Origin of the sequence: Caldanaerobius fijiensis DSM 17918 (assembly GCF_900129075.1) — a bacterium.
Taxonomy (GTDB): domain Bacteria; phylum Bacillota; class Thermoanaerobacteria; order Thermoanaerobacterales; family Caldanaerobiaceae; genus Caldanaerobius; species Caldanaerobius fijiensis.
This window is the reverse complement of record NZ_FQVH01000019.1, coordinates 16937-39132: the sequence shown is the minus strand read 5'-3', so window position 1 is coordinate 39132 and position 22196 is coordinate 16937. Positions and strand designations below refer to the sequence as shown.

The 22196-nt window shown below is 41.7% G+C and carries 22 protein-coding genes; 20 read left to right on the top strand and 2 right to left on the bottom strand.

The window, feature by feature from the left end; genetic code table 11:
* Together BUB87_RS08680 and BUB87_RS08675 are read left to right on the top strand one after the other, a co-directional pair.
* Positions 1-723 (top strand): phosphatase, encoded by a 723-nt coding sequence (locus BUB87_RS08680; protein ID WP_073344194.1) that lies wholly within the window; start codon positions 1-3, stop codon positions 721-723.
* 150 nt (positions 724-873) lie between these two features.
* Positions 874-2976 (top strand): sodium-translocating pyrophosphatase, encoded by a 2103-nt coding sequence (locus BUB87_RS08675; RefSeq protein WP_073344191.1) that lies wholly within the window; start codon positions 874-876, stop codon positions 2974-2976.
* 39 nt (positions 2977-3015) lie between these two features.
* Here the strand turns inward: BUB87_RS08675 and BUB87_RS08670 are convergent, their stop codons facing one another.
* Positions 3016-3594 (bottom strand): Uma2 family endonuclease, encoded by a 579-nt coding sequence (locus tag BUB87_RS08670; protein WP_073344188.1) that lies wholly within the window; start codon positions 3592-3594, stop codon positions 3016-3018.
* 177 nt (positions 3595-3771) lie between these two features.
* Between BUB87_RS08670 and murB the strand changes: the two genes are divergently transcribed.
* From murB to BUB87_RS08580, 18 genes are all read left to right on the top strand, one after another.
* A complete protein-coding gene (gene murB, locus BUB87_RS08665) occupies positions 3772-4659 on the top strand; it encodes a UDP-N-acetylmuramate dehydrogenase (protein ID WP_073344185.1) in 888 nt (295 codons plus the stop codon).
* Positions 4649-5398 carry a PHP domain-containing protein gene (locus BUB87_RS08660; protein WP_073344182.1) on the top strand — a complete coding sequence of 250 codons (750 nt, stop codon included), beginning with the start codon at positions 4649-4651 and terminating at the stop codon, positions 5396-5398. Before murB ends, BUB87_RS08660 begins: the two co-directional genes overlap by 11 nt.
* A 15-nt stretch (positions 5399-5413) precedes the next feature.
* Entirely contained in the window at positions 5414-6265 is an 852-nt protein-coding gene (gene rapZ / locus BUB87_RS08655) for an RNase adapter RapZ (protein WP_073344179.1), read from the top strand.
* A gap of 102 nt (positions 6266-6367) precedes the next feature.
* On the top strand, positions 6368-7342 hold the full coding sequence (locus BUB87_RS08650) for an acyl-CoA dehydratase activase-related protein (protein WP_073344176.1): 975 nt from the start codon (positions 6368-6370) through the stop codon (positions 7340-7342).
* Positions 7339-8436, top strand: a complete 1098-nt coding sequence (locus tag BUB87_RS08645; protein WP_073344173.1) for a 2-hydroxyacyl-CoA dehydratase — start codon at positions 7339-7341, stop codon at positions 8434-8436. Before BUB87_RS08650 ends, BUB87_RS08645 begins: the two co-directional genes overlap by 4 nt.
* A complete protein-coding gene (locus BUB87_RS08640; RefSeq protein ID WP_073344170.1) occupies positions 8414-9409 on the top strand; it encodes an acyl-CoA dehydratase activase in 996 nt (331 codons plus the stop codon). The genes BUB87_RS08645 and BUB87_RS08640 overlap by 23 nt, the downstream gene beginning before the upstream one ends.
* Before the next feature lie 65 nt (positions 9410-9474).
* Complete coding sequence (locus BUB87_RS08635) at positions 9475-9765, top strand: hypothetical protein (RefSeq protein ID WP_073344167.1); 291 nt, start codon at positions 9475-9477, stop codon at positions 9763-9765.
* Positions 9766-9768: 3 nt separating this feature from the next.
* Entirely contained in the window at positions 9769-10761 is a 993-nt protein-coding gene (gene whiA, locus BUB87_RS08630; protein WP_073344164.1) for a DNA-binding protein WhiA, read from the top strand.
* Positions 10730-11005 (top strand): HPr family phosphocarrier protein, encoded by a 276-nt coding sequence (locus tag BUB87_RS08625; RefSeq protein ID WP_073344161.1) that lies wholly within the window; start codon positions 10730-10732, stop codon positions 11003-11005. The genes whiA and BUB87_RS08625 overlap by 32 nt, the downstream gene beginning before the upstream one ends.
* 39 nt (positions 11006-11044) lie before the next feature.
* Complete coding sequence (locus BUB87_RS08620) at positions 11045-12100, top strand: HD-GYP domain-containing protein (protein WP_073344158.1); 1056 nt, start codon at positions 11045-11047, stop codon at positions 12098-12100.
* A gap of 11 nt (positions 12101-12111) precedes the next feature.
* The gene (locus BUB87_RS08615) at positions 12112-15603 is read left to right on the top strand and encodes a DNA polymerase III subunit alpha (RefSeq protein ID WP_073344155.1); all 3492 of its coding nucleotides are present in this window, start codon (positions 12112-12114) and stop codon (positions 15601-15603) included.
* 51 nt (positions 15604-15654) lie between these two features.
* Positions 15655-15846 (top strand): SPOR domain-containing protein, encoded by a 192-nt coding sequence (locus BUB87_RS08610; protein WP_073344152.1) that lies wholly within the window; start codon positions 15655-15657, stop codon positions 15844-15846.
* Between the two features lie 11 nt (positions 15847-15857).
* Positions 15858-16823, top strand: coding sequence for a 6-phosphofructokinase (gene pfkA, locus BUB87_RS08605; protein ID WP_073344149.1), 966 nt, complete (start codon positions 15858-15860; stop codon positions 16821-16823).
* Between the two features lie 13 nt (positions 16824-16836).
* A complete protein-coding gene (pyk, locus tag BUB87_RS08600) occupies positions 16837-18255 on the top strand; it encodes a pyruvate kinase (RefSeq protein ID WP_073344146.1) in 1419 nt (472 codons plus the stop codon).
* Between the two features lie 6 nt (positions 18256-18261).
* Positions 18262-18675: an acyl-CoA thioesterase gene (locus tag BUB87_RS08595; protein ID WP_073344143.1), complete on the top strand. Its 414-nt coding sequence runs from the start codon at positions 18262-18264 to the stop codon at positions 18673-18675.
* 144 nt (positions 18676-18819) lie between these two features.
* Positions 18820-20202 (top strand): Mur ligase family protein, encoded by a 1383-nt coding sequence (locus BUB87_RS08590; RefSeq protein ID WP_073344140.1) that lies wholly within the window; start codon positions 18820-18822, stop codon positions 20200-20202.
* Between the two features lie 4 nt (positions 20203-20206).
* Complete coding sequence (locus BUB87_RS08585; protein WP_073344138.1) at positions 20207-20929, top strand: type 1 glutamine amidotransferase; 723 nt, start codon at positions 20207-20209, stop codon at positions 20927-20929.
* A 38-nt stretch (positions 20930-20967) separates the two neighbouring features.
* Positions 20968-21510 carry a D-lyxose/D-mannose family sugar isomerase gene (locus BUB87_RS08580; RefSeq protein ID WP_073344135.1) on the top strand — a complete coding sequence of 181 codons (543 nt, stop codon included), beginning with the start codon at positions 20968-20970 and terminating at the stop codon, positions 21508-21510.
* Positions 21511-21575: 65 nt separating this feature from the next.
* On the opposite strand, the gene pdxT is transcribed toward BUB87_RS08580, so the two are convergent.
* Positions 21576-22193 (bottom strand): pyridoxal 5'-phosphate synthase glutaminase subunit PdxT, encoded by a 618-nt coding sequence (gene pdxT / locus BUB87_RS08575; protein WP_073344132.1) that lies wholly within the window; start codon positions 22191-22193, stop codon positions 21576-21578.
* Between the last annotated feature and the right edge of the window lie 3 nt (positions 22194-22196).

Sequence of the window (22196 nt, the reverse complement as noted above, 5' to 3'; positions counted from 1 at the left end):
TTGAAATTTGTACTGGATACTCACAGCCATACTATTGCAGGAGGTCATGCCTACAGCACCGTTATGGAAATAGCCAAAATGGCATCAGATAAAGGACTTGAGCTCATATGTATAACAGAACACGGTCCGGCTATGCCAGGTGGACCCCATGAGTACTACTTTGGCAACTTAAGAGTGATCCCTGATATCATTTACGGTGTACGGATTTTAAAAGGCATTGAAGCCAATATCCTGGGATATGATGGGAAACTGGACATTTCAGAGAGGTATCTGGAAAAGATGGATGTGGTTATTGCCAGCTTGCATGAGGTCTGCTATCCTGGTGGGGGTGTAGAGGAAAATACTGAAGCGTTGATAAATGCTTTGCAAAACCCCTATGTGGATATAATAGCCCATCCGGGTAATCCCAGGTATCCTATCGATCAGGAAGAAGTGGTGAAAGCAGCTAAAAAATACGGAAAGATGTTGGAGATCAATAACGGTACTTTTATGGGCAGCCGGAAAGGCAGCTATGAAAATTGTTTAAATATTGCAAGGCTGGCTAAAAAGTACGGGGTTATGCTATCTATTGGCAGTGACGCCCATATCGCCTTTGACATAGGTAGATTTGATAAAGCTTATGAGATCATAAAGGAAGCAGAGGTACCGGAGGATTTAATAGTCAATACCTCTGTAGAAAAATTTAAGGGCTGTTTGAGAAAGTTTAAAAACGAGATTGAGTGAGAAATATGGAGCGCAAGAGAGAAAATAGCCGTTTTTATTTAAAAAAACGGCGCTTATGAAGAAATAAAGCGTTTTACTAATTATTAATGTTTTTATATAATAAGGTGGGTTTAAATTTTAATTATTTTTAATATAAGGGGGACCTGGTTTATGGACTTATTGTTGTTGGCACCTATTGGATCCGCCATAGCACTTTTGTTTGCGTTGTACCAGGCCAGATGGGTACTAAAGCAGGATGAGGGTACGGAGCAGATGAAGTCTATTGCGGCGGCGATTAGAGAGGGTGCAAATGCGTATCTCAAGAGGCAGTATACAGGTGTTGCACTTTTTTTTGCGGTCATGTTTGTAATACTTTTGATTCTGGCGTTTAATGGCTATTTAACTTACTTCGTTCCCTTTGCATTTGTAACGGGAGGCTTTTTCTCAGGTCTTTCTGGTTTTATAGGCATGAAAATTGCTACATATGCCAATGCCAGGACGACTAATGCGGCTAAGAAGAGCCTGAATTTTGGACTGAGGGTCGCATTTTCCAGTGGTACGGTTATGGGATTAACCGTCGTAGGTCTTGGACTACTGGATTTGAGCTTCTGGTTTTACTTTTTAAACTGGTTCTATAGAGGCCTTGAAGAAGCTGCCAGGATACAAAACGTCACCAGTGCCATGCTTACCTTTGGTATGGGAGCCAGTTCTATGGCATTGTTTGCCAGGGTAGGTGGCGGTATATATACCAAGGCAGCAGATGTGGGAGCTGACCTCGTAGGTAAGGTAGAGGCGGGTATTCCTGAGGACGATCCCAGAAATCCAGCTGTTATCGCTGATAACGTGGGTGACAACGTTGGAGATGTGGCTGGTATGGGAGCGGACCTTTATGAGTCCTATGTGGGATCAATTGTGTCCACAAGTGCGCTGGCTGTAGCCGCTGGATTGGGTATAAAAGGCGTTACGATACCCATGACTATGGCAGCCGTAGGCGTTCTGGCGTCGATAGTTGGAACGTTTTTTGTGAGATCAGGAGAGAAGGCAGAGCAAAAGGTATTGTTAAACGCCTTGAGGACGGGCACCAATTTAAGCGCTATATTAATAGCCATATTATCTTATTTCCTGGTAACAAGAGTATTGGGATTTGAACACGTTGGAGTCTATTTCGCTATATTGAGTGGATTGGTAGCTGGTGTTCTTATCGGATTTTCCACTGAGTACTTTACATCAGATACCTATAAGCCCACACAGGATTTGTCGAGTACATCTCTGACGGGTCCTGCTACAGTTATTATTGGTGGTATGTCACTGGGAATGCTGTCAACTGCTGTGCCTATTGCCATAGTCAGTGCAGCAGTTCTGGCTAGCTTTTATCTGGCAGGCGGAGCTACCAATTTCAATCAGGGATTATATGGCGTTGCTATAGCGGCTGTTGGCATGTTGAGCACATTGGGTATAACCCTTGCTACTGATGCCTATGGACCTGTGGCAGACAATGCCGGAGGTATTGCTGAAATGTCCCATCAGGACAAGGAGGTAAGGCAGAGGACCGATGCCCTTGATTCCCTGGGCAATACTACTGCAGCAACAGGTAAAGGGTTTGCTATAGGTTCTGCTGCTCTAACGGCATTGGCACTTATAGCGGCGTACAAAGATGAAATCGATCTCATTGTCAAGAAACAGTCTTTAGACTTCAAGTTTGATATAAGCCTGCTAAATCCGCCTGTGCTTGTAGGTTTATTCATAGGCGGGATGTTGCCTTTCCTGTTTTCATCGATGACCATGAAGGCGGTTGGTAGAGCTGCCCAGCAGATAGTTGTTGAAGTGAGAAGGCAATTTAGAGAGATAAAAGGTCTTATGGAGGGTAAGACCAAACCTGATTACGCCAGATGCGTAGATATTTGCACAAGAGCGGCACAGAAAGAGATGATTTTGCCAGCTTTAACGGCTATAATAGTGCCTATTGTAGTGGGCCTTTTACTTGGACCCAATGCGGTGGCTGGTATATTGGCTGGAGCCACGGTTACCGGCTTTGTACTGGCTATCATGATGGCTAACGCAGGTGGTGCATGGGACAATGCCAAGAAGTACATCGAAGCAGGTAATCACGGCGGAAAGGGATCTGATGCTCATAAGGCTGCTGTTGTAGGTGATACGGTTGGCGATCCGTTTAAGGATACATCGGGTCCTTCACTGAATATATTGATAAAACTTCTTTCAATGGTATCAGTAGTGTTTGGTGCATTTATACTCCAGAACGCCTTATTGAAGTAGTGAAAAACCTGCGTCTACACAATGTAGATGCAGGTTTTTTTAAACCAAGGCAAAAACAGGTTTTAAGTCAATTACCAGGTCTTGAAAAATACCTACTTTTATTTGGTCTTCATCTGAATATATATCAGGCCTTCCATATCTATGGTTATCTCCAAGTTTAAATACCATGACCGTTTTATATTCGGGTTCTGTAATCCAATATTCTTTTACTCCTGCCCTCTCATAAGCATTAAATTTCAGTATTTTATCCCTCTTCGCAGTGGAAGAAGATGTTATTTCGATGATTAAAGGTGGAACACCGAAATAGCCTGTATCTTTAAGACCACTTTTATCGCAGACAATAGTTATATCAGGTTGAAATACAAATTTTGTATCTTCATCTTTTTCGTCTAATTGTGGAATACGTAAATCAAAAGGGGCTGCAAATATTTGACAGGGTTTATCTCGTAAATAATTACCAAATTGCAAGATTAATTCACGAGAAATAGCTTGATGCTGCCATGATGGAGCAGCAAGCATATAAGGAACACCATCAATGATTTCCCATCTTTTTTCATCTGACCATTTTAAATAATCAGCGTATGTATATTTCTTATTGCTGTCTTGAGGTAATGGCATTGTGCTGCCTCCTTTAAAAAAACTATTATAGATGTCAATATTAATTATTCAGAATTTATATAAATATTATACCATGATTGGAACGCAAAGGATACTGCAGAGGCAAAATTAAAATTTTAATAAAATACTTTAATATGATATAATAAGGGCAGGATAATATTGTAGAAGGGAAGCTATATGGCAAAAAATCTGGAAGATATTACTATGGTGCTAAAAGATGAATTGATGAGCAAACATACGTCTTTTAAAATTGGAGGAAAAGCTGATTATCTGGCTTTGCCAAGAAATGTTGAAGAACTAAAAGAGGTACTTGTCTGGTGTAAAAAGACGGGTACGCCTTATTTTGTGATGGGCAATGGGACCAACCTACTGGTAAAAGATAAAGGCATAAGAGGTGTTGTTGTAAAGATATCCGACAATTTCTCAGATGTCAGTGTGGAAGAAGATTGCATAGAGGCAGGCGCTGGCATATTGCTCTCAAAGCTGTCCAGGATAGCGCTGAAACATGAATTGTCCGGTATGGAAGGGCTGTCAGGTATTCCTGGAACTCTGGGGGGAGCGGTGGTGATGAATGCCGGTGCATATGGCTATGAGATAAAGGACATTTTTGTAAATTGCATGGTCCTAAATGAGGATGGCAATACGGAGATGTTTACAAAAGAGAAAATGAATTTTGGATACAGGGAAACGGTCTTGCAAGGAAGTGGTAAAGTCGTATTGAGCGTAAAGCTCAAATTGAATAAAGGCAAATATGGCGATATAAAGGCGTTGATGGATGACTTTACTCAAAGGAGACAGGCCAAGCAACCGCTGTCACAGCCCAGCGCAGGCAGCGTATTTAAAAGACCTGCAGGTTATTATGCAGGCAAACTCATAGAGGATGCTGGCTTGAAGGGTTATAGGATCGGCGATGCTCAGGTATCTGAAAAACATGCAGGCTTTATCGTCAATCTTGGCAATGCCACCGCTGATGATGTGTTGAAACTTATTGAGCACATAAAAGCGACCGTATACGAAAAATTTGGCGTACAGCTTGAACCTGAGGTGAAGATTGTTGGAGAGTGAATTCAGGATAATCGCTGACTATCATACCCATACGCTATACAGCCATGGTAAAGGTACTATAATGGACAATGTACTGGCGGCTAAGAAGAAGGGGTTAAAGAGGGTGGCTATAGCGGATCATGGCCCTGCACACCTGTTGTATGGGATCAGGAAAAGAGATTTTAGTGAGATAAGGCGTGAAATTGATGAGATAAATAAAAACATTCAGGATGTTGAGGTGCTCATGGGGGTAGAATGCAATATAATAGGTCTGGACGGCAGTATTGATTTGCCGTATGAATTGGAAGATAAACTGGACATCCTTCTGGTGGGGTTTCATGCTGGTGCGCTGCCAAAAAGTTTTAAAGATTTTATATACTTAAACCTGCTGAACCTTCTGGCTAGGTATTTGCCTTTTTTACGGCGTTATTCCAGAAAATACAACACGATAGCGTATGTTAACGCCATTGAGAAATACCCTATCGACATCATTACCCATCCGGGGATGAAAGCGGAGGTAGATACCCGGGTGCTGGCAAAAGCGGCAGCAAGGCACAATACGGCATTGGAAATAAATGCTGGTCATGGCTATATGACAGAGGAATACATAAAAATTGCGAAAGAAGAAGGCGCCAGGTTTTGCATTAATAGTGATGCTCATGATCCTGAAAGGGTGGGGGATTTTGGCAGAGGCTTAAGAATTGCACAAAAAGCGGGATTGAGTTCATCAGATATCATAAACGCTGGGGTTATAAGGTAAAAAGGGGAGATCCACATGAGATATGTAATAATAACAGGTTTGTCCGGAGCAGGACGCAGTCAGGCTGTCAAGGCCATGGAGGACATGGGTTACTTTTGTATAGATAATTTGCCTCCGTCCTTGATTCCCAAGTTGTCCGAGCTGTTTACAGAATCTAAAAAGATCGATAAAGTAGCACTGGTTATCGATTTAAGGGGTGGACAGTTTTTTGACGATCTCACTTCAAGCCTCGAATATCTTCAAAAGATGAACTATCAATACGAGATACTTTTTTTAGAGGCCAGCGATAGTGTGTTGATAAAAAGGTATAAAGAGAGCAGGCGAAAGCACCCACTGGCCCAGGATGGACGGATTATCGCAGCTATACAGGATGAAAGAAAAAGGCTGGAGTCTATTAGAAATAAGGCTACAGCAATTATCGATACGTCGAATCTCACTATTTCACAGTTAAGAGAGCAGCTGGCCAATATTTTTTTGGAAGGACGAAAGTTTAAAGGTCTTGTAATAACTGTGATATCTTTTGGCTATAAATCGGGTATACCGCTGGATGCCGATCTGGTGTTTGACGTAAGATTTTTGCCCAATCCCTTTTACGTGGATGAGTTAAAAGAGATGACTGGAAACGATGCCCCTGTCAGGGATTACGTTTTAAGCTTTCCTGTTACCAAGGAGTTCTTAGCTAAGTTATATGATATGCTGCAGTTTTTGATTCCGTACTACGTAAAAGAGGGTAAGACCCAGCTGGTTATAGCAATTGGTTGTACCGGTGGCAAACACAGGTCGGTGACTATTGCCAATGAGTTATATGAGTACTTGAGAAAAAATGATTATGCGGCATTTGTAGAGCACAGGGATATCTTAAAATGAAATTTTGTTGATAAAAATACTTGAATTTGGTTATAATATTTATAATATATAGAAATACGTTGTAGATGCATTTATGCAAAAGATAGTGTAGGAGGTGTTTTGATGGTTATCGGTATACCCAGGGCTTTATTGTACTATAATTTTTTTCCGTGGTGGAAAGTATTTTTAGAGACGCTGGGAAACGAGGTAGTAGTTTCTTCCAAGACCAATAAGGCCATACTGGATGCTGGGGTAAAAAATAGCGTGGATGAGGCGTGCCTGCCTGTAAAGGTGATGTTCGGACACATACTTGATTTAAAAGATAAAGGCGTTGACTATATATTCATACCCCGTATAGTTAGCGTAGAGAAAAATAGATATCTTTGCGCTAAATTTTTAGGTTTGCCTGACCTTGTTAAAGCCATGCTTGATGATATACCACCTATTATAGAACTGGAAATAAACCATTATAAAGGAGAAAGAGCCTTTGATAGAGAGATTATGAGGTTTGGAAGGATTTTTACCAGAAATATACGCCAGATAAAAGAGGCTCGAGAAAAAGCAGATAGGGTTCAAGGTGAGTACGAGAGGCTTCTTAAAGAAATGACTGCCAATGATGCCCTCCGGATCCTGTTTGGAGCCCATGTAAGCCCTGAGAAAAAGCAATATGGTATGAAAATAGGGCTTATTGGTCATTCTTATGATATTTACGATGAGTACATAAACATGTCTATTATAGAAAAACTAAATGATATGGACTGCCAGGTGATTACAGCAGACATGCTTACGGAAAAACAGATTGCACAAGGTGCATCCCACATAAAAAAAGACATGTTCTGGACTTATGGCAGACAACTTCTTGGTTCAGGGCTTTATTTTCTCGATGAGCAGAACGTAGATGGCGTTATTCTGGTGACGGCGTTTGGGTGCGGGCCCGATTCCCTTATAAAGGAGATCATAGAAAGGGAGTATAAGAGGAGAAATACCCTTCCGCTCCTGTGCCTTACAATAGATGAGCAATCGGGAGAAGCGGGTTTGCAGACGAGATTAGAGGCTTTTGTTGACCTGTTGAGGTTGAAGGAGGCGGTGGGGCGATGAAGATCACGTTTCCGCACATGGGGAGCTTAAGTATTGCGCTCAAATGCCTTTTTGAACATCTAGGGGCAGAGGTGATAGTGCCGCCGCCCATAACAAAGAAAACCCTCAATATAGGTGTGCAGAACTCACCCGAGCTGGCTTGTTTGCCACTTAAAATAAATATGGGCAATTATATTGAGGCCATAGAGCAAGGTGCAGAAGCAATTGTCATGTTAGGTGGGGTGGGCCCCTGTCGTTTTGGCTATTACGGTCAGGTTCAGAAGGAAATTCTTAAAGACCTTGGCTATGATGTGAAAATGGTAGTTGTGGATCCACCGGATAGAGATTTTGTAGGCTTTTTGCGGGATTTAGCACCGCTTTTCCCAAAAGCTTCTGTTAAAAATGTGATCCACGGCCTCAACCTGGCTTTTAGGAAAATTGTGGCATCGGATAAACTGGAGAAGCAGTTGCTTATATCAAGAGCCCATGAGAGGAAGAGAGGCGAGATCACTCATATATATGAGAGATATATTCAAAAATTGGACAGGGCCGATACTGTAAGGGACATAAAAAGGGTGACGAAAGAAGGCCTCAGGGAATTAAAAGCGGCTGAAGAAAATAAAGGGGTAAAACCGCTTAAAATCGTGATAGTTGGAGAGATATATTTCCTCCTCGAGCCATATCCCAGCCAGGATATTTATAGGGCACTCAATGAGCTGGGGGTTGAGGTGATAAAGACAGAGTATTTAAGCGAGTATCTGCTTTCCAGTATTTTTACATGGAGGTTTAACAGGATCAAAAAATATGCAAGGCCGTATTTGAAGAGGCATATAGGTGGCCACGGTGTAAATTCTATTGGAAATACCATAAAATATGCCCGCCAGTGCGATGGCATTATACACATTTTTCCTTTTACTTGTACACCTGAGATAGTGGCGCAGGGTATACTTCAGAGGATAAGCAAGGATTTAAATGTACCCATTATGTCTTTAAGCTACGATGAAAATACCGGAACTGCAGGTTATCAAACGAGGTTGGAAGCTTTTATTGACCTTTTACAAAAGAAACGGGATGCTAAGGAGGCATTGGTAAATGAAGGCTTATCTTGGAATTGATGTAGGTTCTGTAAGCACGGATCTTGCACTTATAGATGAAAAGGGAGATGTGATTACCAGCGTATACATAAGGACACAGGGGCAGCCTATAAGAGCTGTACAAAATGGAATGGAACTGCTCAAGCGCGATATGCCTAAGGATGTGGAAATAGCAGGCGCTGGTACTACTGGTAGCGGTAGAAAGCTTGCGAGCCTCATTATTGGTGCAGATATAGTGAAAAATGAGATAACAGCCCATGCTGTTGCAGCCACTCATATCAGACCTGATGTCAGGACCATTTTCGAGATAGGCGGACAGGATTCAAAGATCATAATTTTACGGGATGGTATTGTGACGGATTTTGCTATGAATACAGTATGTGCGGCTGGAACTGGGTCTTTTTTAGATCAGCAGGCGCATCGGTTGAATATTCCTATAGAAGAGTTCGGCGATATGGCTTTAAAAGCCAGAGAAACCGTGAGAATAGCGGGAAGATGTACAGTTTTTGCCGAGTCTGATATGATACACAAGCAACAATTGGGGTATAGCCTTCCTGACATTATAAACGGCCTTTGCGAGGCTCTGGTAAGAAATTATCTCAACAATGTTGGTAAGGGCAAAGACATACAGGAGCCTATTTTATTTCAGGGTGGGGTTGCTGCTAATAAGGGGATAAAAGCTGCATTTGAAAGGGCTCTAGGGAAAAAGGTTATAGTACCTGAATACCATGGCGTCATGGGAGCTATAGGGGCTGCATTGCTTGCTAAAGATGCTGTCAAAAATAAATCCACCAATTTTAAAGGGTTTAAGGTTACGGAATTTTCCTATAAGACCAATGGATTTGACTGTGACGGATGTCCCAATATGTGCGAGGTGGTTGAATTTATACAGAATGATGTGGTTGTAGCGCGCTGGGGCGATAAATGTGGCAAATGGTCTAATAGCACAAATCCTAAGCCTCATGCAGAAATCCACCACATGGTCCAGGGATAGCAATAGTACTTTTAAACACAATCATCATATAATGTAGTAAACCTTGATTTTAAGGGGAGATGATTGTGTTGACTTTACAAAAGTACGGTAGAGACTATGAATACTATAAGATTTATGATAATCTCTACGGCAGAAACATCAATTTATATAAATGGCTGGAGTTTCAAGACTTTAAGAAATGGACCATGCTGGAGGAATTCAAATTCTGGAAAAATTCTAGGGAATATCAGGAGTGGAGGGAGTATCAACAATACCTTAAATGGCTGAAATCCGAAGAGTACGGCAAGTGGATAAATTCTAAAGAGAAAAAGGAGTGGGAAGAGTATAAGTCTTCTCACAAAGATAAAGGAGTGTAGAAGTTGTCATTTTCCCACGAGGTAAAAGAAGAATTAGCAAGGATATATGAAGGAGACAGATCAGGTAAACTGGCAGAGTTATCGGCGCTGATGCACACATGTGGTTCAATAGAGATACACGGCATGAAAGGAATTGCTGCAAGGATATCCTCGGAAAATGCCGCGATAATAAAAAAAGTGTATATGCTTATAAAAGATGTATTTGGTTTTAAGCAGGAGGTATGTATAAAGCGGAACAGGCAACTTACGAAACACAATTTGTACTTTATAACAGTGGAAGGTGAAAATGCTTTTAAAATCATGACGGAATGTGGTATAATACTTATAGCAGAAGATGGTAGCTGGATCATCAACAATAAGATAGTCGATGGTATTGTGGATGACGAAAAGAGGAAAAGAGCTTATTTGAGGGGAGCCTTTCTCGGGTGTGGTTCTTTAAATGACCCCGAGAAAGGTTACCATATGGAGATGGTGGTCCAGAACGAGGAATACGCTTTCAGCCTTGGAGAATTGTTAAGGTTTTTTGAACTTAAAGCAAAAATCATTGCGCGAAAAAATAATTATATAGTATACTTAAAAGAGGGAGAGCAGATAGTTGATTTCCTGAATTTGATTGGTGCACACAAGGCATTATTGGACTTTGAAAATGTCAGGGTTTTTAAAGAAGTCAGGAATAATGTAAACAGGATAGTAAATTGTGAAACAGCCAACCTGAGCAAAACAGTAAATGCTGCATTAAAGCAGATTGATAATATTCGGTATATTGAAAATACCATAGGGCTTAAAAGTTTACCGCCGGATCTTTACGAAGTGGCTATTATGCGCCTCGAAAACCGAGACTTGAGTTTAAAGGAACTGGGACAGTTATTGACTCCTCCATTGGGAAAGTCAGGTGTAAATCATCGCTTAAAGAGGATAGAGGAGATTGCCATGAAAATAAAGAAACAGAGGGGAGATGTGTACATTGTACAAAAAGACGGTAGTTGTGAAAAATAAAACAGGTTTACACGCAAGGCCTGCAGCGCTGTTTGTACAGGTGGCAGGGAATTTCAGCTCTTCTATATGGATTCAAAAAGACGAGAAAAAGGTCAACGCAAAAAGTATAATGGGTATTATGTCTCTGGGTGTATCTAGAGGCGCTACTATAACGATTATGGCCAATGGGCCTGATGAGATAAAAGCTGTTGAGACATTAGCTGAGCTGGTGAGTACAGAAACGTCAGATGAAGTTATAGGGTGATAAAGCCCTTAATTTTTTGTTTAGAGCAGGGAGATACGTATGAGATTTATAAGTATATATAATTTAAAACCAGGAATGGTTGTTGCTAAAGCGGTGTACAATGCAGAAGGGCAGATGCTGTTAAATAAGGACGTGGTGCTTACTGATTCATACATAGGTAGGTTGAAAGAGTTAGGTATCTCAGGCATTTATATTGAGGACAATATTTCACAGGGCATAGTGATAAAAGATGTTATATCAGATGAAACGAGGGAAAAAGCCAGGGCATTTGTCAAATCGACTATGAAGCAAATAAGCGTAAACAGGCACGTGGATGTGCAAAAAGCCAGAGAAATAGTGGACTCCATCATCGACGAATTACTGGATAGCCATGAAATGCTTGTCAACCTTCAGGATATAAGGACGAAGGATGAATATACCTTTGGACATTGTGTCAATGTTAGTGTGCTCTCGCTGATGATGGGCATAGCACTGGGATATGATAGGATGAAATTGAGGGAATTAGGGACAGGCACCCTTCTGCACGATATAGGAAAGGTATGTATCCCTGACTCCATACTGAAAAAGCCGGGGAAGTTGACAAAAGATGAATTCGATGAAATCAAGCGCCATACCATATATGGATATCAGATGTTGAAAGAAAACGGGAATATATCGGGCTATTCTTGCTATATTGCCTTGTGTCATCATGAGAGGCCTGATGGCAAAGGCTATCCATTTGGGCTTAAAGGCGATAATATTCATCAATTAGCAAGAATAACGGCTATATGCGATGTTTACGATGCCCTTACCTCTGATAGAGTTTATCGAAGCAAGATGAAAATACCTGACGCGGTTGAGTACCTTAAGTCTATGGCCATGAGCCAGTTTGATTATGACCTGGTAAAGATCTTTTTAAAATTTATTGCCCTTTATCCTGTAGGTTCTGGAGTTGTGCTGAATACAGGCCAGAAAGCCATAGTTGTACGAAACAATCCGGAAATGCAAAACAGGCCGGTTGTAAGGATCATAAAAGATGAACAAAATGGGGATTATGAAGAAATAGACCTAATGGAACACCTATCAGTATTTATTGTGGATACTTATGAGGTGTAAGGGGTGATATCATGGATTTCGTGCACCTTCACGTCCACACCGAATACAGCCTTTTGGATGGGGCTTCCCGCATATCCGAGATTGTTCGCAGGGCAAAAGAGTTAAATATGAAGGCGCTGGCGATAACAGACCACGGGGTCATGTACGGCGTCATGGATTTTTACAAAAAGTGCATTGAAGAAGGAATCAAACCTATTATCGGCTGTGAGGTCTATGTTGCAGCGAGGAGCAGATTTGATCGGGATTCCAGGCTGGATCAAGAGATATACCACCTTATACTTCTGGCGAAAAATATGACTGGTTACAAAAATATGGTAAAACTGGTGTCACTGGGGTTTTTAGAAGGCTATTATTATAAGCCGAGGGTTGATCACGAACTTTTACAGACCTATTCAGAAGGTATAATTGCCCTTTCGTCGTGCCTTGCCGGGGAGATACCTTCAAGGCTTATGGCAGGGGATTACGAAGGGGCAAGGGATCTGGCCATTTTCTATAGGGAGGTTTTTAACGGTGATTTTTACTTAGAACTTCAGGATGCCGGTATGGCAGAACAAAAAGAGGTAAATAAGCTTATTTTGCAATTAGCAGCAGAAACCGGTATACCGCTGGTGGCTACCAATGATGTACATTATACCAACAGAGAAGATGCAGAAGCGCAGGATATACTCTTATGTATACAGACGGGTAAGACCGTGGACGATGTGGACAGGATGAGATTTGAGAGCGATCAGTACTACTTAAAATCACCTGAGGAGATGTATAACCTTTTTGCCAGTGTACCTGAAGCAATAACCAATACCGTTAAGATAGCCGAACAGTGTGATGTGGAATTTGAATTTGGCAAGGTGTTCCTGCCTGAATTTAAGGTTCCAGATGGGATGACCAATTATCAGTATCTCAGAGAGCTTTGTGTGAAAGGTCTTGCGGATAGGTATAAAGAGATAACCCATGAGCTCAAACAGAGGCTGGATTACGAGCTTAAGATCATCAACGATATGGGCTATGTGGATTATTTTTTGGTGGTATGGGATTTTATAAGGTATGCCAGAGAGAGGGGTATCCTCACAGGGCCCGGAAGGGGTTCGGGCGCTGGCAGCCTGGTAGCTTATTGCCTTGGCATTACCAAGATAGATCCTATAAAATACGGTCTGGTGTTTGAAAGGTTTTTAAATCCTGAAAGGATCAGTATGCCTGACATCGATACGGATTTTGAGTACGAGAGAAGAGGAGAGGTCATTGATTACGTCGTAAATAAATACGGAGCCGATCACGTAGCTCAGATTATAACCTTTGGTACCATGGCGGCCAGGGCTGCCATAAGGGATGTGGGGAGAGCTCTAAACATTCCCTATGCCGAGGTGGATCAGATTGCCAAAAAGATACCTTTCGAACTTGGCATGACTATAGACCGGGCTTTGGAATTGAATTCAGAGTTAAAACAATTATACGATACCAATGCAAAAGTTAAAAATCTCATAGATACGGCAAGAAAATTGGAAGGACTTCCAAGGCATGCCTCTACTCATGCTGCAGGTGTCCTCATCTCGAAGCTTCCACTTATGGATATAGTTCCGCTGCAGAAAAATGAGGATGTGGTGACGACGCAATTTCCCATGACTACACTGGAAGAGATGGGACTTCTAAAGATTGATTTTTTAGGGTTAAGAACCCTTTCGGTGATAAAAGATACGGTGGAGATGGTTCGGGAAAGGACGGGTAAGGTCATTGATCTTGACAAATTAAATTACGACGATAAAAATGTCTACAGGCTTATAAGTGAGGGAAATACCGAAGGGGTGTTCCAGCTGGAGAGTGCAGGGATGACGCAGTTTATGACTGAATTGAAACCCGACAATCTCGAAGATATTATCGCGGGAATTTCCCTGTACAGGCCCGGTCCTATGGACCAGATACCCAATTACATAAGAAACAAGCGCAACCCTGCGCTTATAACCTATGCCCATCCTCTACTTGAAGACATATTAAATGTAACCTATGGCTGTCTTATATACCAGGAGCAGGTCATGCAGGTGGTCAGAAAGCTTGGAGGTTATTCTCTTGGCAGGGCTGATCTGGTGAGGCGGGCCATGGGAAAGAAAAAAATGGATGTGATGCAGAAAGAAAGGCAAAACTTCGTGTATGGAATTACCGATGAACATGGAAATGTTCTGGTTCCTGGCGCCGTGAGAAACGGTGTTGACGAGGTAACGGCCAATAAAATCTTTGATGAGATGGTGGATTTTGCAAAGTATGCATTTAATAAAGCCCATGCAGCGGCATATGCTGTAGTAGCTTATCAAACTGCGTACTTAAAATGCTATTACCCTGTTGAATATATGGCGTCGCTTTTGACCAGCGTTATGGATAACGCCGATAAAGTTGCTTTCTATATTCAGACGTGTAGAAAGATGGGTATAGAGATACTTCCACCGGATATCAATGAAAGTGTGGGCAAGTTTTCAGTGTCAGGGAATAAAATCCGTTTTGGGCTTTTGGCTATAAAAAACGTAGGACATGGTTTAATAGATGCTATTATAAAAGCAAGGGAAGAAAAAGGCAGATTTGTCAGCCTGTCGGATTTTATAAACAGGATTGAATGGAGCGAATTGAACAAGAGGGCTATTGAGAGCCTCATCAAAGGCGGAGCTTTTGATTCTCTGGGAGGAAAGAGGTCTCAGTACCTGGCGGTATACGAAAAATTAATCGATGCGCGCGCTAATAATTGGAAGCGAAATGCAAAAGGGCAGATATCCCTTTTCGATATGTCCTTTGAGGAAGCAGACGTAATACCGAAAGAAGAAGAGCTGCCGCAGATCCCGGAGTTCCCTAAGAAAAGCTTATTGGCGATGGAAAAAGAGGTTTTAGGGGTATATGTGAGCGGACATCCTCTATCGGAATATGAGGAAGAAATAAAAAAGCTGTGTAACGTTGACAGCAGGGATTTTGTGCAACAGAACCTGGAAGACGATCAAATATACAGCAAGGAAACCTTAAAGGATAACCAGATGGTCACCCTGGGTGGAATGATTACAGAAGTGAAAGTCAAGATAACCAAAGCCAGCAACATGATGGCGTTTATCACCGTAGAGGACCTTTATGGGTCTCTGGAGGTGATCGTGTTCCCTAATGTGTATGAGCGAAAAAAGGACATCATCGTGCAGGATAATATCGTGCTTATAAATGGCAGGGTGAGTTTAAGAGAAGAAGAAACCCCTAAGGTTATTTGCGAAGATATAAATTTGCTGACTGATTACATGAACAATGGTAAGAATATTGACAAGCTTTACATTAAAGTTCCGGATTTTACTAAATTAAGCAAGATAAAAGATATACTTGGACGGTTTAGAGGAAATATACCGGTGTTTATCTATTCAGAAAAAAATAAAAAGATGTTGATGGCAGAGCGAGCACTATGGGTGCAAATGGATACAGATCTTTTGAACCTTCTAGAAGATGCTATAGGAAAAGATTGTGCTAAGTTTGTTTATTGCAAAACCAGATAAAAAGGATTAAAATTAATAATTGGAGATGTTATGAGTTTAGGAGGCGGTTTCATGTGGACCGTTATTTACGTGGCTTCTGATGAAAATGCGGCAAATAAAATTAAGGATAAACTTACACAAGAAGGTTTTTTGGTGAAAATCCGGCCTTTGAGCAAAAAGAAAAATGGCATTTATGAAGTACTGGTGCCGGAGGCAGAAGCTGAGGACGCTCATAACATGCTTATAACGTATAATTATTGTTAGGAGGTTTACATATGGTAAAGACTATAGGTGTTTTAACCAGCGGTGGAGATGCTCCCGGGATGAATGCCGCCATAAGAGCGGTGGTTCGTACAGGGATATACCATGGGCTCAAGGTGCTGGGAATATATAGGGGTTATAATGGACTTATACACGATGAAATTAAAGAACTGGATGCCTCGTCTGTTGCGGATATCCTTCAAAGAGGCGGTACCATATTGAGGACGGCCAGATGCGAGGAGTTTAAAACAGAAGAGGGATTAAAAAAAGCGGCAGAGGTAGCCAGGAAACACAAAATGGATGGGCTTGTAGTCATAGGCGGTGACGGCTCATACAGAGGAGCCAGGGATTTGAGCAAATACGGGATAAACACTATTGGTCTTCCGGGAACAATCGATAACGATATAGCCTGTACCGACTATACTATTGGTTTTGATACTGCTGTAAATACGGTCCTGGATGCCATAAACAAGATAAGGGACACCATGTCGTCTCACGAGAGGACGAGCATAATCGAGGTTATGGGAAGAAATGCAGGTTATATAGCGTTGTATGCAGGCCTTACTGGCGGTGCCGAGTCGGTGATATTACCTGAGGTCGATTACGATATCGATGAAATAGTGGACAAGATCAATTACGGCATAAAGAGGGGTAAGCTGCACCATATAATCATTTTAGCTGAGGGCGTTGGCCGTGCAGAGAATTTTGCCAAAATGATAAAAGAGAAGATGCCTACGCTGGATATCAGGACGAGTGTTCTGGGGCATATCCAGAGGGGTGGAAGTCCTACGGCTTTTGATAGACTGTTGGCCAGCAGGATGGGTGCAAGAGCTGTGGAGCTTTTGATGCAGGGCGCTACCAATAGGGTTATAGGTATCAGAAATGGTGTGTTATGCGATGTGGACATTGATGAGGCCCTTAATATGAAAAAGACCATAGATATGGAGCTATATAATTTGACCAAGATCTTATCTATTTGACAGGGTGAAGATGATGCGAAAAACTAAGATTATATGCACTATAGGACCAGCAAGTAGCGATCCCGAAATTTTTAGGTTGTTATTGGGCTATGGGCTTAATGTGGCACGACTTAATTTTTCCCACGGTACTCATGAAGAGCATGGCAAAGTTATTGACATGATCAAGTCAGTCCGTGAAATGGAATCGGCTGCAGTAGGCATTATGCTTGATACCAAAGGCCCTGAAATAAGGACGGGCAAAGTACAGGGTGGCAGTGTAGAACTGGCAGAAGGCCAGGAGTTTATACTGACGACCGATGAGATCCTGGGAAACAATGAGATATGCAGTATAACGTATCAGGGATTACCTCAGGATGTTAAAAGAGGAGATGCGATCCTCATAGACGATGGTCTTATAGCCTTAAAGGTTCTGGATGTCAGCGGCAATAAAATAAAGTGTTTTGTAGAAAACGGCGGTATATTGGGCGATAACAAAGGTGTAAATGTGCCGGGAGTAAAGGTCAACCTGCCGGCGATAACAGAAAAGGATATAAGCGATATAATATTTGGCATCGAAAAAGGTGTTGACTTTATAGCGGCGTCGTTTATCAGGAAGGCGTCTGATGTCCGCGAGATAAGGGAGCTCTTGCGCGCAAATGGAGGATCTCATATAAAGATCATATCCAAAATCGAGACAAGAGAGGGCGTCGAAAATATCGACGAGATCATAGAGGTGTCAGATGGCATCATGGTCGCAAGGGGAGATCTGGGCGTGGAAATTGCGGCAGAAGAGGTACCTATAGTTCAAAAGAGCATTATAAAAAAGTGCAATGAAGCTGGTAAAATCGTTATAACGGCGACCCAGATGCTTGATTCCATGATTCGCAACCCGAGGCCAACCCGTGCGGAGGTAACCGATGTGGCTAATGCCATATTTGACGGCACTGATGCCATAATGCTGTCAGGAGAAACTGCTGCCGGTAAATACCCTATTGAATCGCTAAAAATGATGGCGCGAATAGCAGCGCGGACCGAAGATGCCATTGACTATGAAAAGTTATTGAGAGAAAAACGCTGTTATCATTCAACAGTTACAGATGCCATTAGCCATGCTACCTGTACCACCGCTCAGGATTTAGGCGCTACTGCAGTGATAACAGCTACCAAATCCGGGCTTACTGCCAGAATGGTCTCAAAATACAGGCCAAATGCTCCTATAATCGCTGTGACATATGACCCCGTTGTCATGAGGCAGCTGTCGCTGGTGTGGGGCGTATATCCTGTAATCACAAAGGCAGTGAGTTCGACTGATGAGATGATTGAAGAGGCGGTAAAAACGGCGCTGGCTTCAGGATTTGTAAAAGAAGGAGATGTAGTTGTAATTACCGCTGGGGTTCCTGTTGATCAGAGTGGTACCACCAACCTCATAAAAGTTCATGTTGTTGAGAGGTGACCCCCGATGCATACGACTAAAGTAAGGGTAAGGTATGCAGAAACGGATCAGATGGGAGTCGCTTACAATGTTAATTATTTTATTTGGTTTGAAGTGGGACGAACTGAATACATGAGGGACATAAACATACCATATAGTCTCTTAGAAAAAAAAGGTATTTTTATGCCTGTAGTGGAAAACCACTGTCGCTATATTAAGCCGGCGCTGTATGACCAGTTGTTGACGATAAACACAAAAATAACAGAGCTTAGAGCTGCCAGCATAAAATTCCAATACGAAATATTGGATGGAGAGGAACTACTGGCTGAAGGCTATGTAAAGCTGGCGTTTACAGATAAAAACATGAGGCCGATTAACATGAAAAAGATGTACGCGGACTTATGGGAAATACTGGATAAATATTGTGAGGATGATGAATAAAAGCTTTGATTTATGTTTATAATAAAATAAGGTAACTGCTTTTCAAAAGAAGACCTTTAGAGGTCTTTTTTTTTGCATTGACATTTATCTGTTTTATGTTATTATATTTTACAGTAACTATAATCGTATGGAGATGTGAATCCATTGGATTTAAGACTCATATTGGCTATTATATCAGGAAAACTAATTCAAAAATTTTTAAGGTTTATAGGGCACGGAGGTACGAGTTTACCAGGAAAAATAGCGAGAAAAATAGAGCCTGAACTATTGGAAAAAATTACTAAAAAATTCAAAAAAGGCAGTGTTTTTGTGACAGGGACCAATGGAAAGACCACTACGAGCAGGATGATAAAAAGCATTTTTGAAAGAAACGGCGATATTGTCATAAACAATATTAGCGGGGCAAACCTCGTATCAGGGTTAACTACAGCTATTCTGGATGGTTGCAGTATTTCAGGTAAAGCAAAAGGGGATTTACTGCTTTTGGAAGTAGATGAAGCGACGATGCCCGTGGCCTGTAAAGAGGTTAAGCCAGATGCAGTGGTCGTAACGAATATTTTTAGAGACCAGTTAGACAGATACACTGAGATCGATAAGACGTTAAGGCTTATCGAGAAGGGTTTGAACAAGCTGTCTCCTGATTGCAAAATCATACTAAACGCTGACGATCCCAGAGTGGCCAGTTTGGGAAGAGATCGAAACAATACAGTGTATTTTGGCGTTAATGACGTGAGTGTTACAGAAGGCGAAAGAGAAGATCTCGATGTTCAAATATGTGATAATTGCGGTGCAGAATATATATATATAAGATATGTGTATTCCCACCTGGGTGAATACAGGTGTCCAAGGTGCGGTCGCAGCAGACCTGAGCCGGATGTATCATTGTCTAAGCTTATTGATAGGGATTTAAACGGCTCTCATTTGATTGTAAAGTGTTTTAATGAGTATTATGATGTGTATGTACCTCTGGTAGGAGTTTATAATATATATAATGCACTGGCGGCTATAACAGTTGCCCGCGCATTTGATATAAAGCCAGAGGTGATAAAAGAGGGATTGGCTCAAAACAAATCATCTTTTGGCCGCGGCGAGATAATTGATGTTGATGGTAAAAAAGTTATGTTCTTTTTGGTCAAAAATCCTGCTGGATATAATCAAGTTATAAACACCATTTCTTCCCTTAAAGGCGATAAATACATTTTAATGGCTTTAAATGATAAATATGCAGACGGTACCGATGTGTCCTGGATATGGGATGTGGATTTTGAAGAGATAGCGCGTATGGAAGATTTGAAAGGTATCATTACAACGGGCATAAGAGCCCAGGAGTTGACACTAAGGCTCAAATATGCAGGGATAGTTGATGAAATAACCACGATAAACGACATGGGCGATGCCATAAGGGAAGCCATAGCAAAAGTGCCTGAAGGCGGTGTGCTTTTTGTACTGCCAACTTATACGTGTATGCTGGAATTAAGGGGAATACTGGAAAAATCCGGTTATGTAAAGCCCTTTTGGGAGGGGTAAGAATTTGCTTAAGTTGTGTTATTTATATCCTGATCTCATGAACCTTTACGGCGATAGGGGAAATGTCATAGCAATACAAAAGCGGTGTCAATGGAGGGGCATAGATTTACGTATCGATAAGATCGGCATTGGTGAGGAAGTGGATTTCAATGATTATGATATAATATTTATGGGCGGCGGGCAGGATAGAGAGCAAAACCTCATGTCAGATGACCTCTTGAACGTCAAGGCCAGCTCCCTCAGGGATGCTGCAGAAAACGGCGTTGTTATTCTGGCTGTATGTGGTTCGTATCAGCTATTAGGCAATTACTACAAGGCACAAAATGGCACTGAAATTCCTGGTATAGGACTTTTAGATATATATACAGAGAGCGGGAAAGAGCGATTGGTAGGGAATATAGTAATACAGATGGATTCTGGAGATATGGTTGTAGGCTTTGAAAATCATTCCGGTAGAACCTATTTAGGAGAAAAGGTACGGCCGCTGGGTAAAGTTCTGGTGGGAAATGGCAATAATGGCTCTGATGGCTATGAAGGGGCTGTTTATAAAAATGTTTTTGGAACGTATATACACGGTCCACTGCTTCCCAAAAATCCCTGCCTGACCGATAGGTTGATTTCTTTGGCGTTAGCCCGCCATGGGGTTTACGAGTTGACGCCATTAGATGACAGGATTGAAAATATGGCGCATCAAAGGGCCATAGATTTATTTTATAAAAAAGCATGATAATATAAGACGATAATATAAGAGGGGGAGAATGCAAATTGAAAAAAGAGACTGTAGAGCAATACAGGGCTAAGGCACTGGAGTATTATGAAAAAGCCCACATCGTGTTAACGGATGAAGAAAAAGCCAACATAGAAGTGGCGGATTTCGGCTTAAACGATATTGAGAAGACAGGCTTACAACTGGTAGTATATGTTAATACTGACAGGGTGTGCGCTAAAGAAATGGTGCTTTTGCCCCATCAAACTTGTCCGCAGCACAGACATCCACCGGTAAATGGTACACCCGGTAAGGAAGAAACCTTTAGATGTCGTTGGGGAAAGGTGTATTTATATGTGGAAGGAGAACCTACACCTCATCCGGCGTGTAAACCTCCTGAGGGCAGCGAGGCCTATTATACGGTATGGCATGAGATCCAGTTAAATCCTGGAGAGCAGTATACGCTGTATCCCAATACATGGCACTGGTTTCAGGCAGGTGAGGAGGGCGCAGTGATATCAGAATTTTCCACCCACAGTACTGATGAAAATGATATCTTTTATGATCCGCGGATCAAAAGAATACCGGAGATTGAAGATTGAGCATATTGAGGATTGACAATATTTACGCTTTTAGGCGTATTTACAGATATAGTCAGGGAATCGATTTAATTAATCGATTCCCTGACTATTTTTATAAAATACCTGTGAAAAGAAGTGTCATCAGTGAGTTCAGGGTGAAATGATGTTGCTATAAGGTTATCCTGTTTTACGGCAACGATATGTCCATCCACTTTTGCCAGTATTTCTACTGTATCTGCTATGTCTTCTACGTAAGGCGCCCTGATAAACACCATTTTTAACGGCTTATCGGATACAGCAGGTATAACCTCATGGGTCGCAAAACTGTCCAGCTGGCTACCGTAAGCATTTCTTTTTACCACAATATCCATGAGGTTTAAATAGGTTTTATTCTGGCCGGTTATTTTTTTGGCCATGAGTATCATGCCTGCACAGGTTCCCCAGATGGGCATGCCTTTTTTTGCCCTTTCTACAATAATATTATTTAATCCATAATCTTCTATTAATTTTCCGATGGCAGTGCTTTCGCCACCAGGCAATATGAGTCCATCTATGTGATACAGTTGTTCGGGTATCTTTACTTCAATGGGTTTGACGCCATCTATTTTTTTTAGCATATTTACGTGCTCAACCACGGAGCCCTGGACAGCCAGGACCCCTATATTAAGAACACCTTCGTTTTTAGTAAATTCTGCAGCCACCATCTA

Excerpts from the sequence above, each read along its gene's own strand:
- BUB87_RS08675 (WP_073344191.1), top strand. The coding sequence starts at position 874 with ATGGACTTATTGTTGTTGGCACCTATTGGATCCGCCATAGCACTTTTG.
- BUB87_RS08670 (WP_073344188.1), bottom strand. The coding sequence starts at position 3,594 with ATGCCATTACCTCAAGACAGCAATAAGAAATATACATACGCTGATTAT.
- murB (WP_073344185.1), top strand. The coding sequence starts at position 3,772 with ATGGCAAAAAATCTGGAAGATATTACTATGGTGCTAAAAGATGAATTG.
- rapZ (WP_073344179.1), top strand. The coding sequence starts at position 5,414 with ATGAGATATGTAATAATAACAGGTTTGTCCGGAGCAGGACGCAGTCAG.
- BUB87_RS08650 (WP_073344176.1), top strand. The coding sequence starts at position 6,368 with ATGGTTATCGGTATACCCAGGGCTTTATTGTACTATAATTTTTTTCCG.
- BUB87_RS08645 (WP_073344173.1), top strand. The coding sequence starts at position 7,339 with ATGAAGATCACGTTTCCGCACATGGGGAGCTTAAGTATTGCGCTCAAA.
- BUB87_RS08640 (WP_073344170.1), top strand. The coding sequence starts at position 8,414 with ATGAAGGCTTATCTTGGAATTGATGTAGGTTCTGTAAGCACGGATCTT.
- BUB87_RS08620 (WP_073344158.1), top strand. The coding sequence starts at position 11,045 with ATGAGATTTATAAGTATATATAATTTAAAACCAGGAATGGTTGTTGCT.
- BUB87_RS08615 (WP_073344155.1), top strand. The coding sequence starts at position 12,112 with ATGGATTTCGTGCACCTTCACGTCCACACCGAATACAGCCTTTTGGAT.
- BUB87_RS08610 (WP_073344152.1), top strand. The coding sequence starts at position 15,655 with ATGTGGACCGTTATTTACGTGGCTTCTGATGAAAATGCGGCAAATAAA.
- pfkA (WP_073344149.1), top strand. The coding sequence starts at position 15,858 with ATGGTAAAGACTATAGGTGTTTTAACCAGCGGTGGAGATGCTCCCGGG.
- pyk (WP_073344146.1), top strand. The coding sequence starts at position 16,837 with ATGCGAAAAACTAAGATTATATGCACTATAGGACCAGCAAGTAGCGAT.
- BUB87_RS08595 (WP_073344143.1), top strand. The coding sequence starts at position 18,262 with ATGCATACGACTAAAGTAAGGGTAAGGTATGCAGAAACGGATCAGATG.
- pdxT (WP_073344132.1), bottom strand. The coding sequence starts at position 22,193 with ATGGTGGCTGCAGAATTTACTAAAAACGAAGGTGTTCTTAATATAGGG.